Source organism: Agrobacterium sp. H141 (assembly GCF_057158725.1).
In genome coordinates this window covers 3,950,596-3,968,649 of sequence record NZ_CM169893.1, presented here as the reverse complement: position 1 = coordinate 3,968,649, position 18,054 = coordinate 3,950,596, and the positions used below count along the sequence as shown (strand labels likewise).

The following is an 18,054-nucleotide window of genomic DNA, read 5'->3' as shown; positions in this document are numbered from 1 at the left end:
AAAGCTATATGAAAAACCTCAATCTCGTTCATCTGAATGGCTTACGGGCGTTGGAAGCGGTGGGCCGTTTGGGTTCGCTGCAAGCAGCTGCCGATGAACTGGGCGTGACAATCGGCGCGATCAGCCAGCAGGTGATCAAATGTGAAAAGCAGCTCGGTCGCCAGATCTTCACTCGCGAGCCCAAGGGCATGGTCGTAAGCGCTGCCGGTCGGGAATTGTTATCGCAGCTAACGCCTGCTTTTGGGGCGCTGTCACAGGCCGTGGAAAGCGTGCGCAGCGATCGCGATGAAGTGCTTACAATCTCCGTGGCACCCGTATTTGCGGCGCGCTGGTTGGTCTTCCGTATCGGCGAATTTGCTGAAATCTATCCGAATATCCGTTTGCGCCTCGATGCGACCAGTAAGATTGTCGATCCGGCAGCCGGCGATGTCGATCTCTGCATCAGGGTCGGCAAGGGAGAGTGGCCGGGTGTGGATTCCTCGCTGCTGTTGGCTCAGGAGATCTTTCCCGTCTGTGCGCCGTCGATTGCAGCCGGACTTCGCAAGCCATCGGACCTTTTGACCCTTCCTGCGGTGATCGATGGCCAGTCCATGTTCAGTTGGGATGTCTGGCTGTCACGCGTGGGGCTTGGCGGTCGGAAGGTGCAGGCAGGCCACGTCTACAACGAAGCCTCGCTCTGCCTGGATGCGACCATTGCGGGACAAGGTGTCATGCTGGCATGGCAGACGCTGGCATCTCACGCGATCCAGACCGGACAACTCGTAGTCCCATTCGGCCCCTTTGTCGCCACCGGCAATGGCCACCATCTTGTCACGGCAAAGGGTGCCAAAAAGTCGCCAAAACTGGACGCCTTTCAAGCCTGGCTGCGCCATGCGCTCGACACAGATATGGCAGCGCTGCAAGCCTTCGTGCGAAAGCAAGGAATAGATCCCGGCGCGCAGCTTTGAGCTTCAGCGTAAATGTGTCGTTTAACTGCGCGCGTTATAGGCCGCAATCGTTGCCATGTTGACGATATCGGTATCCTTTGCACCGTATTGGGCGATCTGCACCGATTTCTCTAGTCCAACCAGGATCGGACCGATGACGGTCGAGCCACCGAGTTCCTGCAGCATCTTGGTTGAGATCGAGGCAGAATGGATGGCCGGCATGACCAGCACATTGGCCGTGCCCGACAGACGGCAGAATGGATATTGTTCCATCCGGTGCCCATTGAGCGCCACATCGGCCCCCATTTCGCCATCGTATTCGAAATCCACATTGCGACTGTCGAGGATCTTGACGGCTTCGCGCAGCCGTTCCGAACGCTCGCCAGTGGGGTGACCGAAGGTCGAATAGGCAAGCAGGGCAACGCGTGGTTCATACCCCATGCGGCGTGCCATGCCGGACGCCTCCTCGGCAATATCGGCAAGCTCCTCGGCTGTCGGCATGTCATGCACAGCGGTATCCGCCACCAGCACTGTCCGACCGCGCGTGAGCGCCAGCGAAACGCCGATCACACGGTGGCCAGGTAGCGGATCAATGCAGCGGCGAACGTCTTCCAGTGCGGTCGAATAATTACGCGTTGTACCGGTCACCATTGCATCGGCGTCGCCAAGAGCCACCATGCAGCTGGCAAAATGATTGCGGTCCGTATTGATCAGACGCTGGCAATCGCGGTGGAGGAAGCCTTTACGCTGAAGCCGGGAATATAGATATTCCGTATAGGCGTCGACCCGATTGGAAATGCGCGCATTGACCAGTTCGATGCCCGGCCGGTTGAGATCGATACCGGCGCGCTCTGCGGTCGCTTTGAGCGGCTCGTCGCGTCCAAGCAGGATGGCCGTTCCAAGCCCCTGCGAGGCAAAGGAAATCGCTGCCCGCATCACCTGCTCTTCTTCGCCCTCTGCGAAGACGACACGTTTCGGGTCCCGTTTCACATGCTCGTAAAGCTGTTGGGTGGTGGCAGCGATCGGGTCGCGACGGGCGGATAGCTCGCGGGCATAGGCATCGAGATCCTCGATTGCCTTGCCTGCCACACCGCTTTCCATCGCAGCCCTTGCAACGGCAACCGGTATCGCGGAAATGAGCCTCGGATCGAAGGGGACTGGAATGATATATTGCGGGCCGAAGCGCGGCCGGTTGCCCTGATAGGCAGCTGCCACATCGTCGGGCACGTCCTCACGGGCGAGATCGGCTAGCGCCTGGGCTGCGGCAATTTTCATGGCCTCATTGATTTCCGACGCGCGAACATCGAGCGCACCCCGAAAGATATAGGGAAAGCCCAGCACGTTGTTGACCTGGTTAGGATAGTCCGACCGCCCCGTCGCCATGATCGCGTCTTCGCGGATCTCGGCCACTTCTTCCGGCGTGATTTCCGGATCGGGGTTTGCCATGGCGAAAATGATCGGATTGGGCGCCATAGAGCGGATCATCTCGGCGGTATAGGCGCCTTTCTGTGAAAGCCCGAAGGCGACATCCGCATCCTTCATCGCTTCCATCAGCGTCCGGTCATCGGTCTTGCTCGCATGAGCCGACTTCCACTGGTTCATGCCGTCCTGGCGACCTTGATAGATCACGCCTTTGGTGTCGCAAAGTGTGATATTGGCCGGGGTAAAGCCCATGCTCTTGATCAGTTCGATACAGGCAATGGCAGCAGCGCCAGCGCCATTGCAGACAAGCTTTGTCGTCTTGAAGTCGCGTCCCGTCAGCGCCAGCGCATTGATAAGGCCTGCAGCGGCAATGATGGCTGTGCCATGCTGATCATCATGGAAAACAGGAATGTCCATGAGTTCGCGTAGCCGCTGCTCGATGATGAAGCAGTCAGGCGCCTTGATGTCTTCCAGATTGATGCCGCCGAAGGAGGGGCCGAGATAACGCACGGAATTGATGAACGCGTCGACATCTTGCGTGTCGACCTCAAGATCGATCGAATCGACATCGGCAAAGCGCTTGAACAACACCGATTTGCCTTCCATAACCGGCTTCGACGCAAGAGCTCCAAGATTGCCAAGGCCAAGGATCGCAGTTCCGTTGGAAATGACGGCAACCATATTGCCGCGCGTCGTGTAGTCGTAAGCGGTGCTGGGATCGGCAGCGATTGCCTTGACTGGCACGGCAACACCCGGGGAATAGGCCAGTGACAGATCTCGCTGCGTCGCCATGGGTTTGGTCGGCGTGATTTCCAGCTTTCCTGGACGCCCCTGAGAGTGAAAATCAAGCGCTTCCTGTTCGGTCACGGATGTGCGGGCCTTTTTGGCCTTGTCGGTTCCTGGCATGTTCCCTCGAAGCTTGTTGTGGGCAGCCCTCTTCGTGGCCATCCCTGCTGTTGTTTTTAATCGCGCAAGGCCGTTAGTGTGGCACGACTTTTTCTCAAAAGAAATCTGCAGCCGTGACTTTCAGCAATCCACTCGACACAGGTGTTTTAAACACAGCCGCGCTTGCCACAGAAGAGAGCCGTGCCTCGGCTACTCCGATGATGGAGCAATATATCGAGATCAAGGCCGCCAATCCGGATAGCATGCTGTTTTATCGCATGGGCGACTTCTACGAGCTGTTCTTTCAGGATGCGGTCGATGCTTCTCGTGCGCTCGGCATAACGCTCACCAAACGTGGGCAGCATATGGGGCAGGATATCCCAATGTGCGGCGTGCCGGTGCATGCGGCCGATGACTATCTGCAAAGGTTGATCTCTCTGGGTTTTCGCGTTGCTGTCTGCGAGCAGGTAGAAGATCCGGCAGAGGCCAAGAAACGGGGGTCCAAATCGGTCGTTCGTCGCGATGTCGTGCGTCTTGTAACGCCCGGTACGCTCACCGAAGAAAAGCTGCTATCACCTGGGCAATCCAATTATCTGATGGCCTTGGCGCGCATTCGAGGTGCAAGCGGATCGCAGATGGCGCTTGCCTGGATCGATATTTCCACGGGCGTGTTCCGTCTTGCTGAAACCGATGAGGAACGGCTGCTTGCCGACATTATGCGGATCGAGCCGAGCGAACTCATCTTGGCGGAAAGCCTGTTCCATGATCCGGACCTCAGGCCCGCCATGGATGTGCTGGGACGAGTAGCTGTTCCCCAGCCGGCGGTGTTGTTCGACAGCGCCAGTTCCGAAGGGCGTATAGCGCGCTATTTTGGCGTCGCGACACTGGAAGGCTTTGGTCAGTTTTCACGTGTTGAACTTGCGGCCGCGTCTGCTGCAATCGCCTATGTCGAGAAGACCCAGATTTCCGAACGTCCGCCACTCGGGCAGCCGGAGCGGCAAAGTTCATCGTCGACGATGTTTATCGACCCGGCAACCCGCGCCAATCTCGAACTCGTCAAAACGTTGTCAGGAGACCGTAACGGCTCGCTGTTGAAGGCCATAGACCGGACGGTGACCGGTGGCGGCGCTCGCCTGCTGGCCGAGCGCCTCATGTCGCCTCTGACGGACATTGAAGAGATTGCCGCAAGACAGGATTCGATTGCCTTCCTGTTGACAGAGCCATCGCTCGCCGACCGTCTGCGCGATCTTTTAAAACGCGTCCCGGATATGCCACGTGCGCTTTCGCGCCTGGCTCTGGATCGCGGTGGCCCGCGAGACCTCGGCGCGCTCCTCCAAGGGTTCATCACGGCGCGTGACGTTGCCACAATGCTGACAGAACATGCAGCCCTGCCGGCAGAACTGGCGGGCGCACTCGATGGACTGAAGGCAATGCCGATTGAGTTGGAACAGGCGCTTGCAGAAAAGCTTTCCGACGAATTGCCGCTGTTGAAGCGCGACGGGGGCTTCTTGCGCGAAGGAGCCAATGCTGAACTGGATGAGGTGCGCGCGCTCCGCGACCAGTCGCGCCGCGTGATTGCCGGTTTGCAACTGCAATATGCCGAGGAAACCGGCATCAAGTCGCTGAAGATCAAGCATAACAACATGCTGGGCTATTTCATCGAGGTGACCGCTGGCAATTCCGGTCCGCTCACGGAAGGCGATGCGAAAGCGCGCTTCATCCACCGCCAGACCATGGCCAACGCCATGCGTTTCACCACACCGGAACTCGCAGATCTCGAAACCCGTATCGCCAATGCAGCCGGGCAGGCCATTGCCATCGAACTCGCAGCCTTTGAAGACATGACGGCGAAGGTGGTTGCTGCTGCCGAAAGCATCAAGCGTGCCGCCCGCGCATTGGCTGCGGTCGATGTTGCCAGCAGCCTTGCAGCCTTGGCCGAAGAGCAGGGCTATTGCCGTCCTCTGGTCGATGACAGCCGTATGTTTGCGATCATCGGCGGGCGCCACCCGGTTGTCGAGCAGGCGCTGCGGCGGCAATCGGCTGGGCCTTTTATCGCCAACAATTGCGATTTGTCTCCGAATGACGGAGGCAGTCACGGCGCCATCTGGATGCTAACCGGTCCGAATATGGGCGGTAAGTCGACATTTCTCCGTCAGAATGCGCTGATAGCCATCATGGCGCAGATGGGGTCTTTCGTCCCGGCTGGATCGGCAACGATAGGCATTGTCGACCGTCTGTTTTCACGTGTTGGGGCATCGGATGATCTGGCACGCGGACGCTCGACGTTCATGGTCGAGATGGTTGAGACAGCCGCCATCTTGAACCAGGCCGGCGATCGGTCGCTGGTTATTCTCGATGAAATCGGGCGCGGTACGGCAACATTCGACGGCCTCTCCATTGCCTGGGCGGCGGTCGAACACCTGCACGAGATCAATCGCTGCCGCTCGCTTTTTGCCACGCATTTTCACGAGCTGACAGCCCTGTCGGAAAAGCTCGATCGCCTTTCGAATGTCACAATGCGGGTTAAGGAGTGGCAGGGCGATGTCGTCTTCCTGCATGAGGTAGGCCCGGGCGCCGCCGACCGGTCCTATGGCATTCAGGTCGCCCGGCTAGCCGGCCTACCGGCCTCTGTGGTCGGCCGTGCGCGTGATGTCTTGACCATGCTGGAAGATGCCGATCGCAAGAACCCGGCAAGCCAGTTGATTGACGATCTCCCGCTGTTCCAGGTGGCGGTGCGACGGGAAGAATCAAAATCTTCGGGCCCATCGAAAGTAGAGGAAGCTTTGAAGGCTCTGTCACTCGACGATATGACACCGCGCGAAGCGATGGACGCGCTTTATGACCTCAAGAAACAACTTGGCAAGCCTTGAGCAGTATTATGTCTTCTTCAGCAAAGCGGCTTAAGCCAATATCCAACGCCGAACCCGGCCGCGCAATGAAAGAAGGCACTAAGCCCAACATGGCCACGTTTGACCTCATGACTGCAGACATCCTCGACATCGAAGCCCTCCGGGCTGAATGCAACGCCATCGCCAAAAAGCATGCGGGCCAATTGCTGGACACACGTGCAGCTCTTCTGCCGGTACTCAAGCAAGCCAATAGCGATGGCCGTGAAGTTATCCGCAAGAAGCTCTTTGACGACGGAAGCGGAATTGGCTGCGCGTCGCGTATTTCCTGGCTGCAGGACCAGATCATCACCATCCTTTTCGATATTGCGGTCAACTATCTCTACAAGGGACAAGCCGACAAGATCACCGTCGTTGCCGTCGGCGGTTACGGTCGTGGTACACTGGCCCCGGGTTCGGACATTGATCTTCTGTTTCTGATGCCGGCCAAGGTCTCTGTTGGCATGCATAAGGCTGTGGAATTTCTTCTCTATCTGCTCTGGGATATAGGCTTCAAAGTGGGGCATGCCACCCGTACGCTTGATGAAAGCATCAAGCAGGCCAAAGCAGACATGACAATCCGCACGGCCGTTCTGGAAGCCCGCTTCATTTGCGGTCAACAGGCCCTGGTGGAGCAATTGGTCGAGCGCTTCGACAGTGAAGTGGCATCTGGCACGGCACCGGAATTCATCACTGCCAAGCTTAACGAACGCGATGACCGGCACCGAAAAGTCGGCAATACGCGCTATCTGGTCGAGCCCAATGTCAAGGAAGGCAAGGGTGGCCTGCGCGATCTGCAGACGCTGTTCTGGATTGCCAAATACAAATACAACGTCCGCGATACGGAAGAGTTGATCAAGCTCGGCGTCCTCTCCCGTTCCGAATGGCGACTGTTCCAGAAAGCCGACGATTTTCTCTGGGCCGTGCGCTGCCACATGCATTATCTGACGGGAAAGCCGGAAGAGCGGCTGTCCTTCGACATACAGCCGGAAATCGCACAGTCACTCGGCTATCACAGCAGGCAAGGCCTGTCCGAAGTCGAACGCTTCATGAAGCACTATTTCCTGGTCGCCAAGGACGTGGGCGATCTCACCCGCATCATATGTGCGGCCCTTGAGGAGTTGCAGGCCAAGGCAGCGCCGGGACTGACAGCTGTCATTGGCCGTTTTGCAAACCGCCCTCGAAAAATCCCGGGTACGCTGGAATTCATCGAGGACCGTGGTCGGATCGCGCTGGCAAGCCCGGATGTCTTCAAGCGAGACCCGATTTCCATCATGCGGCTGTTCCACGTCGCCGATCTGAATGGCCTTGAGTTCCACCCGGATGCCTTGAAGCGCGTCACGCGTTCTTTGTCCCTGATCGACAGCGCCTTTCGTGAGAACGAAGAGGCCAACCGCCTCTTCCTGTCGATCCTCACCTCAAGACGGGACCCGGCTCTGATGCTCACGCGCCTGAATGAGGCGGGCGTTCTCGGGCGGTTTATCCCTGAATTCGGCAAGATCGTCTCGATGATGCAGTTCAACATGTATCACCACTATACGGTGGACGAGCATCTGATCCGCACCGTGCGTGTCCTGTCCGAGATCGACCAAGGCAATGCGGAAGAAATCCACCCGCTGGCCGCCAAGCTGATGCCGGGTGTTGAAGAGCGCCAGGCACTTTTCGTCGCCGTTCTGTTGCATGATGTGGCCAAGGGACGCCCTGAGGATCATTCGACGGCGGGTGCAAAGGTTGCCCGAAAGCTCTGCCCCAGACTTGGCCTCAGTCCCAAGCAGACAGAACTTGTCGCCTGGCTGATCGAGCAACACTTGATCATGTCCATGGTGGCCCAGACGCGTGATCTCAACGACCGCAAGACAATCACCGATTTCGCCGAAAAGGTGCAGTCGCTGGACCGGCTCAAATTGCTGCTGATCCTGACTGTCTGCGACATCAGGGCCGTTGGCCCAGGTGTCTGGAACGGGTGGAAAGGCCAGTTGCTTCGCACGCTATATTACGAGACTGAAATCCTGATTTCGGGCGGATTTTCCGAAGTATCGCGCAAGCAGCGCGCCAAGCACGCTGCGGCCTCGCTGGAAGAGGCGCTTGGCGACTGGAATCCGAAAGACCGGGACACTTACTCCCAGCTTCACTACGAGCCTTATCTGCTGTCGGTTCCGCTCGAAGATCAGGTTCGTCATGCCGGCTTTATCCGCGACACCGACAGGGCAGGCCATGCTCTGGCGACCATGGTGCGCACCCATTCTTTCCATGCGATCACGGAAATTACTGTTCTGGCGCCGGACCATCCCCGTCTGCTGTCGATCATTGCGGGCGCATGCGCGGCAGCTGGCGCTAACATCGCCGACGCGCAGGTCTACACCACCTCCGATGGGCGGGCTTTGGATACGATCCTGATCAATCGCGAATTTACGATTGATGATGACGAGATGCGCCGCGCCGCGACGATTGGCAAGATGATTGAGGATGTGCTTGCCGGGCGCAAGCATCTGCCGGAAGTCATCGCCACGCGCAGCAAGGGCAAGAAACGCAACAAGGCTTTCACGGTTCAGCCCGATGTCATCATTTCAAACGTGCTGTCTAATCAGTTTACCGTTGTCGAAATCGAATGCCTGGACCGGATCGGCCTGCTGGCAGAGGTAACGGCTGTCATCGCCGATCTGTCGCTCGATATCCATTCGGCGCGCATCACGACCTTTGGCGAAAAGATCATCGACACCTTCTACGTCACAGATCTGATCGGCCAGAAGGTCACCAATGAAAATCGGCAGGCCAACATCATCGCCCGTCTGAAGCCCGCAATGGCCGATCAGTCGGACGAATTGCGTGACCGCATGCCATCGGGCATCATCGCCCCACCGTCACAACGCGGTGTTGTTGTCCGCAAGAAGGCCAAAGCAATTTCATGAGCCTAGTGAAAAAATTTGCGACGGTTGGCGGTGCAACGCTCGGCAGCCGTCTTTTTGGGTTTGTCCGCGAAACCCTGATGGCTGCGGCGATCGGCACCGGCCCTATGGCGGATGTTTTCTACGCAGCCTTCCGTTTTCCCAACCTCTTTCGTCGCCTCTTTGCCGAAGGCGCGTTCAACGCCGCCTTTGTGCCTCTGTTTTCCAAGGAGATAGAGACGCACGGTGTGGAGGGCGCCAAGCGCTTTTCCGAAGAAGTCTTCGGTGTCTTGTTCTCAGTTCTCTTGCTGCTCACTATCGCCATGGAACTCTCCATGCCGCTTCTGGTGCGGTGGATCATTGCGCCTGGATTTGCCGATGATGCGGAAAAGTTTTCCCTGACGGTTCGCATGGCAGCCGTCATGTTTCCCTATCTGATGTGCATGTCGCTGACGGCCATGATGAGCGGGATGTTGAATTCCCTGCATCGATTTTTCGCAGCCGCAATCGCCCCGGTCTTTCTCAATGTCGTGATGATTTCGGCGCTGCTCTACACTCTGCACAACGGCGCCGATCCCGAAACCACAGCATGGTATCTTTCCTGGTCTGTGCTGGTGGCCGGTATCCTCCAGCTCGCGGTTGTCTATGTCGGTGTGCGACGTGCAGGCATCAATTTTGCCGTCAAGCTTCCAAAGATCACGCCGAATGTAAAACGACTGCTCATCCTCGCTGTCCCCGCCGCCGTCACCGGCGGCATTACCCAGATCAACCAGATGATCGGACAGGCCATTGCCTCGGGCAAGGACGGGGCAATTGCAGCGCTTCAATATGCAGATCGTATCTATCAGCTGCCCTTGGGTGTGGTTGGCGTTGCTGTCGGCGTGGTGCTGTTGCCGGAACTGTCGCGCGCTTTGAAAGGCGGCGCCATGAAGGAAGCCGGCCATATTCAGAACCGATCGATAGAATTCGTACTCTTCCTAACCATGCCCGCTGCCGTTGGCATCTGGGTCCTGTCGGATGAGATTATCCGGGTCCTCTATGAACGCGGCGCCTTCAGTGCGGAAAACACCGCGGTGGTTGCCTCTATCCTTGCCATTTACGGCATAGGGCTTCCGGGGTTCGTTCTCATCAAGGCCCTGCAACCCGGCTTCTACGCGCGTGAAGATACCAAGACGCCGATGCGGTTCACGGCAATTTCCGTGATCGTCAATTCCGGCCTTGCGATTACGCTTTTCCCCTATCTCTACGAACGTGGCATCGCAACCGCCGAAGTCGCGGCAGGTTGGATCAACACCACACTCCTGTTTTCGACGCTGCTGTTGCGGGGCGACCTGAAATGGGAGTGGGGGCTTGTCAATCGCACAATTCGGCTGGCGCTTGCATCTGCCGCCATGGCGGGGATCCTGATTTATCTCTCTGGACGCTGGAGCGGTTGGCTGCAGCCGCAAACGCCGCTGCTGATCCAGGTTGCAACGCTCGCTGCCTTGGTCGCCATAGCGATGCTCGTCTATTTCGGACTGGCCTTCGCCATCGGCGGGGCAGACCTTGGCATGATCAGGCGCAATCTAAAGCGCAAGGCTGCAGCAAAGGACAGCGCAAAGCCCGACGCCGGTTAGCGACGGCAATGGGCCCAGCTGCGCTTGGGACCGATATCCACATGCACCATGCCATTGCAGTAGCGGCCGACACCGCCGATGCCGGGGGCACTGCGGGCAGCTGCCAGGATCTTCTTTTCAGAAACGCCCGGAATGCGGAAATCGGCAGCATGGCAATGATGGTGCTGCGACTTTCCGGAATGCGGTCGGTGGCCGGAGGTAATCACCAGCTTGTGACCTGTCGATTTCGAGATATGCACAAGGATACGCTGCAATTTGGCAGGAAAACAGCTTACCCGAACAGCAGGTCGTTGAACGACATAGGCGGCAGAATAACTATGCTTGATAGTCGACTTCTTGGTCTTGTCGGCGGCAGTAGCTTGGCTCACCACGGCGAGCGTCATCAAGCAGGTGAGCGCAACGCGAAACATCATGCGGACTCCTAGGAGGAAAAAGCTATCATCACGACAGCATCATTTGCTTGGGAGGAGTATTTCCTTCCAGAAAGTGGCTCAAAAAAGGAGAGAAATGCTCATTTCCGAGATTTGAGGCGCCCTTTTGGTTAATCCGGGTTAACTTTGTCAAGGCCGAAAGGCTAGTTTCGTTAATCTTTTGTTAACTTTGTTCGATTTTGGGACGAATTTATGGTGAAGCAGGCACTTTTTCTGGTGACGATAGTCATCGATGACTACGACAGGGCGAAGGCTTTCTATTGTGATATTCTGGGGTTTGATTGCCTGGAAGACAGCGTTCAGCCGGACGGCAAGCGATGGCTCATGGTCCAGCCGCAAGGCGGTGCAGGTGCGGGCCTGTTGTTGGCAAAAGCAGCGAGTGCTTCACAGTTGAAAGCAATTGGTGCGCAGACGGGCGGTCGCGTCGGGTTCTTCCTGCAGACAGATGATTTTGCCCGCGACCATCAGCGCATGCGGGAGCGCGGTGTCGTTTTCCTGGAGGAGCCGCGTCACGAGGTCTATGGATCGGTCGCTGTCTTCGAGGATATCCATGGCAATCGGTGGGATCTCATCCAGCGGACCTCTTGATTGTGTAATTGTCGGGGTGCATAAGCCCCGGCGAGCAACAAACACGAGATCAGGCCTTCCAACCGCCTGAAGAGGACGACTATGAGCGAATTCAAGCCGCTGGTTTTCTCCGGCGTTCAACCAACCGGCAACCTTCATCTCGGCAACTACCTGGGGGCGATCAAGAAGTTTGTCGCCCTGCAGGAAGACAATGATTGCATTTATTGCGTCGTTGACCTGCATGCTCTGACAGCTCAACTTGTGCACCAGGACATGCCGACGCAGATACGCTCGATTACCGCAGCCTTCCTGGCCGCAGGCATCGACCCGAAAAAGCATATCGTCTTCAACCAGTCAGCCGTCCCGCAGCACGCCGAACTCGCCTGGATTTTCAATTGCGTCGCTCGCATCGGCTGGATGGAGCGCATGACGCAGTTCAAGGACAAGTCTGGCAGCAAGAATGCCGAGCAGGTGTCACTTGGGCTGCTGGCCTATCCAAGCTTGATGGCGGCAGACATTCTTGTCTACCGCGCAACACAGGTTCCTGTCGGCGACGATCAGAAGCAGCATTTGGAGCTGACGCGCGACATAGCTCAGAAATTCAACATCGATTTCGGTGACCACATCCGCAAGAATGGACTTGGCGTCGACATCAAGGTCGGCAACGAGCCGGTTCATGCCTATTTCCCGATGGTCGAACCGCTGATCGATGGGCCTGCACCACGCATCATGTCGTTGCGCGACGGCACCAAGAAAATGTCCAAGTCAGATCCATCGGATCTGTCGCGCATCAATCTCATGGATGATGCTGATGCTATTTCGAAAAAAATCAGGAAGGCCAAGACCGATCCTGATGCTTTGCCAAGCGAAGTGGAAGGGCTGAAGGGTAGGCCTGAAGCGGATAATCTCGTCGGCATCTTCGCGGCTCTGGCGGACAAGACCAAGGCACAGGTTCTGCAGGAGTTCGGCGGGCAGCAGTTCTCGACCTTCAAGCCGGCGCTTGTCGAACTGGCGGTTTCGAACCTTGCTCCGGTCAATGGTGAGATGCGTCGTCTGATGGACGATCCGGGTTACATCGACGATGTTCTTCGCGATGGCGGCGGCCGGGCAAGGGCACGCGCTGAAAAGACCATGAAGGAAGTCCGCGACATCATCGGCTTCGTGCAATAAGATAAACGCGTGTGCGCCCAACGGCATTCCGGAGCGCGGGCGCCAAGGGAGATGCACAAATGATTGATCCGGCGACGGGGTTGGCGAATGGTTTCTAAACGCCTGTCACGACTTGACGGCCATAGGCGCAAGTTCATGGCGGTGATCGACAGTACACCTGAATGCTATCAGGCAGTGCATTATGCCGGTCGCCGCGCAAAGAATTCGAATGGTGGGCTGATCCTGCTCTACATCATTCCCGAGGGCGATTTCCAACAGTGGCTCGGCGTGGAAGAAATCATGCGCGCTGAAGCCATGGAAGAGGCCGAAGCCGCGATGGCGAAGGCTGCGCAGAACGTGCGCGAAACCATCGGTATCGAGCCTGAGGTGGTGATTTGCGAGGGCAGTTCGGCGCAGCAGATCAACAACCTGATCGAGGAAGATCGCGATATCGCCATTCTCGTTCTGGCCGCTTCCTCGACGAAGGAAGGCCCTGGTCCTCTGGTCTCCATGATCGCCGGGCGCGGTGCGGCATTCCCGATTCCAGTCACGGTTATTCCGGATACCCTGACTAGCGAGGAAATCGACGCCCTTTGCTGAGTTGTTTTGCGCCTGACAAATGACACGCCTGGTCTTGAAGCGGGCGGTGAAAGAGCATAAGTTTAAAACTATTCTAAAAATCAGGCGAGAGCGCCAGGAGACCACCATGTTCATTCAGACCGAAGCGACGCCCAATCCGGCGACTTTGAAGTTTTTGCCGGGCAAGGTTGTCATGGAAAACGGCACAGCGGATTTCCGTGACGCCGCCTCCGCCTCCGCCTCCGCTTCACCGCTGGCGACCGGATTGTTCTCCATTCCCGGTGTGACCGGTGTGTTTTTTGGCTATGATTTTATCACCGTCACCAAGGACTCTGCCGAATGGCAGCACCTGAAGCCGGCAATTCTGGGCACCATCATGGAGCACTTCATGAGCGGTGCTTCGGTCATGGGTGCGGCATCTGCTGCTGGCGAAGACGATCCGGACGGTGAATTCTACGACGCCGGTGATGAAACCATTGTGCGCACGATCAAGGAACTTCTGGAGACACGTGTTCGTCCAGCAGTGGCCCAGGACGGTGGCGACATCACCTTCCGCGGCTTCCGCGAAGGCAAGGTATATCTGAATATGAAGGGCGCTTGCGCCGGTTGCCCGTCTTCCACGGCAACCCTCAAGCATGGTGTTCAGAACCTTCTGCGCCACTTCGTGCCGGAGGTTCAGGAAGTCGAGGCCGTTTGATGCCGGCACTGGCATGATCGTTCTGGCAATTGATACGGCAGGCGCAGACTGCGCCGCCGCTGTTTACGACACCTCCAGAAATGAACTTCTGTCAGACGTCACGGAGATGATTGGCCGTGGCCATGCTGAAAAGCTGATGGGCATTATCGATCAGGCTCTGGATGCTGCCAAGATCAAGATGGATGCGATCGAGCGGATCGCGGTCACGGTCGGTCCCGGGTCCTTCACCGGCATCCGTGTGGGCGTCGCTGCGGCCCGTGGCCTGGCGCTCGCTTTGGGCGTGCCGGCCGTCGGCATAACGACGCTTGAAGTACTGGCTGCCCAAGCAATTGAGGCTGGAAACCACGACGCTAACGTTCTCGCTGCCATGGACGCAAAGCGTGGTGAGATCTACCGGCAGACATTTTCGCAAGCCGGTGAAGCGCTTGATGAACCCTCAGCGATGTTGCTCGAAGAGGCTCAGAATCTCGCTACAGACCCTCGATTGCTGATTGTCGGCTCGGGGCGCAAGCTGATTTTGGGCGAAGATGGCGCGAGCGAACCAGATCGTTTTCCAATTGGCATTGTGGCTCGCCTTGCAGCCAAAGAGGTTTCAGGCAAGCCTCGGCCCTTATATCTTCGTGGTCCCGATGCGAAGCCACAGATGGGATTCGCCGTAGCCAGAATGTGATGCCGCAATGCGTGATACTCTCTTTGCCCGAAAACCGGAATTCGAAGTCGTTCCGATGGAGGCAGGAGATTGCACCGAGGTATCCCAAGTGCATGGTCAGCGCTTCGCCAGAGGTTGGAATGACGGTGAATTTCACAGCCTGCTGACACAATCCAGCGCTTACGGCTTTGTGGCGCGCCAGACAAATGCCAGATTGTTCAAGCCACCGCTCGCAGGTTTCGTGCTGGCGCGCGAGGCCGCCGGCGAGGCGGAAATCCTGACCATTGCCGTCAATGAGAGATTTGCCCGTGCCGGATTGGGGTGGCGCCTGATGCAGGCCGCAATGCGCGAGGCCTATTCGCGGGGCGGCACCACCATTTTCCTGGAAGTCGATGATGGTAATATGGCAGCCATCGGCCTCTACCGCAAAATGGGATTTGAAACGGCCGGCGCCCGCCCGTCTTACTACACCGGGCCGGACGGGAAAAAATCCTCGGCGCTTGTCATGAAGTATGATCTTGGGTAACTGCCTTACCTGATATTCGCCGAGCCTTTATCCCAAAGCGGAAAACTGCTTGAATGCGATCCCCTCCAAGCAGAAGTGGGCGATGCCGGGTTTGCCATGAATGAGATGAACAAAACGCTGGAAGAAATCTGCGCTGAGCGCGGCATGCGCATGACGGAGCAGCGGCGGGTCATTGCGCGCATTCTCGAAGAATCGGATGATCATCCAGACGTTGAGGAATTGTATCGCCGCTCGGTCAAAGTCGACGCCAAGATTTCGATCTCGACCGTCTACCGAACGGTCAAGTTGTTTGAGGATACCGGCATCATCGAGCGTCACGATTTCCGTGATGGTCGTTCGCGTTACGAAACAGTGCCGGAAGAACACCATGATCATCTCATCGATCTCAAGACCGGCGTGGTAATCGAGTTCCATTCGCCCGAGATCGAAGCCCTTCAGGAACGTATCGCCCGGGAATACGGCTTCAAGCTCGTTGACCATCGCCTCGAACTTTATGGCGTGCCCCTGAAGAAGGATGACGTCTAGCACATGTCGGTTGGTGCGAAGTGACACGGATTTTGTTGCGGTTGAAGCTCGCCATTGTGCTCGCTGCTGTAGCCCTCCTTGCCTTGCTACTCGCGCCCTTCCAATTGCTGGGGCTTGCATTCGACTGGAAGATCCGGCGCTGGTTGCCACGATACTGGCACAAGGCGGCCTGCTGGTTGCTTGGCATTCATATCCATTCACATGGTGCGTTGACGGCCAGGCGACCACTGATGATCGCCGCAAATCACGCATCCTGGACCGACATTTTGGTTCTCGGCGCCTTGGCGGATGTGGCCTTCATCGCCAAGACAGAGGTCAAGGACTGGCCATTCTTCGGTCTGCTGGCAAAGCTTCAGAAAAGCGTGTTCATCGTCCGGGAGGAAAAACGCCGTGCTGCAGATCAGGCCAGCGAGATTGGCCGGCGCATGGCAGATGGCGAGATCGTCGTGTTGTTTCCGGAAGGGACCACATCCGATGGCAACCGGCTGTTGGAAGTGAAGTCCTCCTTGTTCGGAGCTGCTGCAGCAGCCCTCCCGGGGGCGCCCGACGGCGTGGTGTATGTTCAGCCGGTGGCGATTGCCTATACACGGGTTCGCGGTCTGCCGATGGGGCATTATTGGCGTCCGATCGCAGCTTGGCCCGGCGATGTGGAGCTCCTGCCTCATCTTTCGGGCATTGTGGAAGCCGGCGCAATCGATGTTGATGTCTCCTTTGGAGAACCGATTGCATTTCGCGAAGGCGACCGGCGCAAGCACCTCAGTATGGCCGTAGAAAAGAGCATTCGTCGCATGCTGCTTGGCCATTTGCGCGGGCGCAATGTCGTTTGACCAATAAATCCGCGCTTTCCTGTTTTCTCTGGCGCTAAAAACCACTAAATAGCGGCCATGACACAGGACATTTTGATCGAACCCGTTTCCGATACCGTCGCAAACACCTCGCCTGCCGCCAAGAAGGTCTTCATCAAGACCTATGGTTGCCAGATGAATGTTTACGATTCGGGCCGCATGAGCGATGCGCTTGGCCAGGAAGGCTATACGCAGACCGACAATGTCGAGGATGCGGATCTTGTTCTCTTGAATACCTGTCACATCCGCGAGAAGGCTGCCGAAAAGGTCTATTCGGCGCTGGGCCGTCTGCGGGAGATGAAGAAAGAACGCCAGGCACAGGGGCGGGAATTCACAATCGGGGTCGCTGGATGTGTCGCTCAGGCCGAAGGCGAGGAGATCACCCGTCGCGAGCCGGCCGTCGACGTGGTCGTCGGTCCGCAGACCTATCACCGTCTCCCCCAGGCGTTGAAGCGCGTTCGTAATGGCGAGCGGGTCGTCGATACGGACTATGCCGTCGAAGACAAGTTCGAACACTTGCCGCAGGCGCCGAAACCCAAGCTGGTTATACGTCAGGTGACCGCCTTTCTAACGGTTCAGGAGGGATGCGACAAATTCTGCACCTTCTGTGTGGTCCCCTATACGCGCGGTTCGGAAGTCTCTCGCCCGGTCGAGCAGATCGTGGCAGAGGCCGAAAACCTCGTTTCCAATGGTGTTCGGGAACTGACGCTGCTCGGGCAGAACGTCAATGCCTGGCGCGCAAAGGGGCCAGGCGGTAAAACATGGGGGCTGGGCGAACTTCTCTATCGTCTGGCGGAAATCCCCGGTCTTGCTCGCCTTCGTTATACGACCAGCCATCCCCGCGATATGGACGACAGGTTGATCGAAGCCCATCGTGACCTGCGGATGTTGATGCCCTATCTCCATCTGCCAGTGCAGTCGGGGTCGGATCGCATCCTCAAGGCCATGAACCGTCGTCACAAGGCGAGCGAATATGTGGCTTTGATCGAGCGTATTCGCGAGATGCGTCCCGATATCGCTTTGTCTGGTGACTTTATCGTCGGCTTCCCCGGCGAAACCGATGCGGATTTTGAAGCGACCATGGAACTGGTGCGTACCATCGGTTATGCTCAGGCGTATTCGTTCAAATACTCCACCCGGCCCGGAACGCCGGGCGCAGATCTGCCTGACCATGTGGCAGAAGAGGTCAAGACCGAACGGCTTGCGCGTCTGCAGGAATTGCTGCTGCAACAGCAGAAGCAGTTTGCGGAAGCCTGTGTCGGCAAGGAGATCGATTTGCTGCTGGAGAAGCCCGGGCGCAATGCCGGACAGCTCATTGGCCGCTCACCTTGGCTTCAATCAGTGAATGTTGATGCAAAAACATCGCAAATCGGTGACATTATCAGGGTACGAATCACATCAACCGGCTCAAACAGCTTGTTTGCCGAGATGGCAGAGAGCTAAGGTGGGGCCAGACTTGAACCCAAC

At 57.4% G+C, this 18,054-nt stretch carries 15 protein-coding genes; 13 read left to right on the top strand and 2 right to left on the bottom strand.

The genetic code is table 11. The features are described 5' to 3' along the window. Positions 1-8 precede the first annotated feature (8 nt). A complete protein-coding gene (locus tag ACWPM9_RS18655; protein ID WP_484756106.1) occupies positions 9-947 on the top strand; it encodes a LysR substrate-binding domain-containing protein in 939 nt (312 codons plus the stop codon). A 21-nt stretch (positions 948-968) separates the two neighbouring features. Here the strand turns inward: ACWPM9_RS18655 and ACWPM9_RS18650 are convergent, their stop codons facing one another. Next, complete coding sequence (locus tag ACWPM9_RS18650; RefSeq protein WP_484757680.1) at positions 969-3,254, bottom strand: NADP-dependent malic enzyme; 2,286 nt, start codon at positions 3,252-3,254, stop codon at positions 969-971. Positions 3,255-3,451: 197 nt separating this feature from the next. Between ACWPM9_RS18650 and mutS the strand changes: the two genes are divergently transcribed. From mutS to murJ, 3 genes are all read left to right on the top strand, one after another. Further along, entirely contained in the window at positions 3,452-6,103 is a 2,652-nt protein-coding gene (gene mutS / locus ACWPM9_RS18645; RefSeq protein WP_484757679.1) for a DNA mismatch repair protein MutS, read from the top strand. Positions 6,104-6,168: 65 nt separating this feature from the next. Then, positions 6,169-9,027, top strand: a complete 2,859-nt coding sequence (locus tag ACWPM9_RS18640) for a [protein-PII] uridylyltransferase (protein WP_484756105.1) — start codon at positions 6,169-6,171, stop codon at positions 9,025-9,027. After that, complete coding sequence (gene murJ, locus ACWPM9_RS18635; protein WP_484756104.1) at positions 9,024-10,619, top strand: murein biosynthesis integral membrane protein MurJ; 1,596 nt, start codon at positions 9,024-9,026, stop codon at positions 10,617-10,619. Before ACWPM9_RS18640 ends, murJ begins: the two co-directional genes overlap by 4 nt. Here murJ and ACWPM9_RS18630 read toward each other — a convergent pair. Continuing rightward, on the bottom strand, positions 10,616-11,029 hold the full coding sequence (locus ACWPM9_RS18630; protein WP_428186492.1) for a YcbK family protein: 414 nt from the start codon (positions 11,027-11,029) through the stop codon (positions 10,616-10,618). The two genes, murJ and ACWPM9_RS18630, sit on opposite strands and share 4 nt — an antisense overlap. Before the next feature lie 213 nt (positions 11,030-11,242). On the opposite strand from ACWPM9_RS18630, the gene ACWPM9_RS18625 reads away from it, so the two are divergent. The 9 genes from ACWPM9_RS18625 to miaB all read left to right on the top strand — a co-directional run bounded on the left by ACWPM9_RS18625 (position 11,243) and on the right by miaB (position 18,030). Then, on the top strand, positions 11,243-11,638 hold the full coding sequence (locus tag ACWPM9_RS18625) for a VOC family protein (protein ID WP_484756103.1): 396 nt from the start codon (positions 11,243-11,245) through the stop codon (positions 11,636-11,638). Between the two features lie 81 nt (positions 11,639-11,719). Beyond that, entirely contained in the window at positions 11,720-12,787 is a 1,068-nt protein-coding gene (trpS, locus tag ACWPM9_RS18620; RefSeq protein ID WP_428186132.1) for a tryptophan--tRNA ligase, read from the top strand. Between the two features lie 87 nt (positions 12,788-12,874). Beyond that, positions 12,875-13,366 carry a universal stress protein gene (locus ACWPM9_RS18615; RefSeq protein WP_428186131.1) on the top strand — a complete coding sequence of 164 codons (492 nt, stop codon included), beginning with the start codon at positions 12,875-12,877 and terminating at the stop codon, positions 13,364-13,366. 106 nt (positions 13,367-13,472) lie between these two features. Next, complete coding sequence (locus tag ACWPM9_RS18610) at positions 13,473-14,042, top strand: NifU family protein (RefSeq protein WP_484756102.1); 570 nt, start codon at positions 13,473-13,475, stop codon at positions 14,040-14,042. Positions 14,043-14,055: 13 nt separating this feature from the next. Further along, positions 14,056-14,712 carry a tRNA (adenosine(37)-N6)-threonylcarbamoyltransferase complex dimerization subunit type 1 TsaB gene (gene tsaB / locus ACWPM9_RS18605; protein ID WP_428186129.1) on the top strand — a complete coding sequence of 219 codons (657 nt, stop codon included), beginning with the start codon at positions 14,056-14,058 and terminating at the stop codon, positions 14,710-14,712. Positions 14,713-14,719: 7 nt separating this feature from the next. Continuing rightward, on the top strand, positions 14,720-15,217 hold the full coding sequence (locus ACWPM9_RS18600; RefSeq protein ID WP_484756101.1) for a GNAT family N-acetyltransferase: 498 nt from the start codon (positions 14,720-14,722) through the stop codon (positions 15,215-15,217). A 96-nt stretch (positions 15,218-15,313) separates the two neighbouring features. After that, positions 15,314-15,742, top strand: a complete 429-nt coding sequence (locus ACWPM9_RS18595) for a Fur family transcriptional regulator (RefSeq protein WP_428186127.1) — start codon at positions 15,314-15,316, stop codon at positions 15,740-15,742. A 29-nt stretch (positions 15,743-15,771) separates the two neighbouring features. Beyond that, a complete protein-coding gene (gene olsA / locus ACWPM9_RS18590) occupies positions 15,772-16,569 on the top strand; it encodes a lyso-ornithine lipid O-acyltransferase (protein ID WP_484757678.1) in 798 nt (265 codons plus the stop codon). A gap of 57 nt (positions 16,570-16,626) precedes the next feature. Then, the gene (gene miaB, locus ACWPM9_RS18585) at positions 16,627-18,030 is read left to right on the top strand and encodes a tRNA (N6-isopentenyl adenosine(37)-C2)-methylthiotransferase MiaB (RefSeq protein ID WP_484756100.1); all 1,404 of its coding nucleotides are present in this window, start codon (positions 16,627-16,629) and stop codon (positions 18,028-18,030) included. Positions 18,031-18,054: the final 24 nt, after the last annotated feature.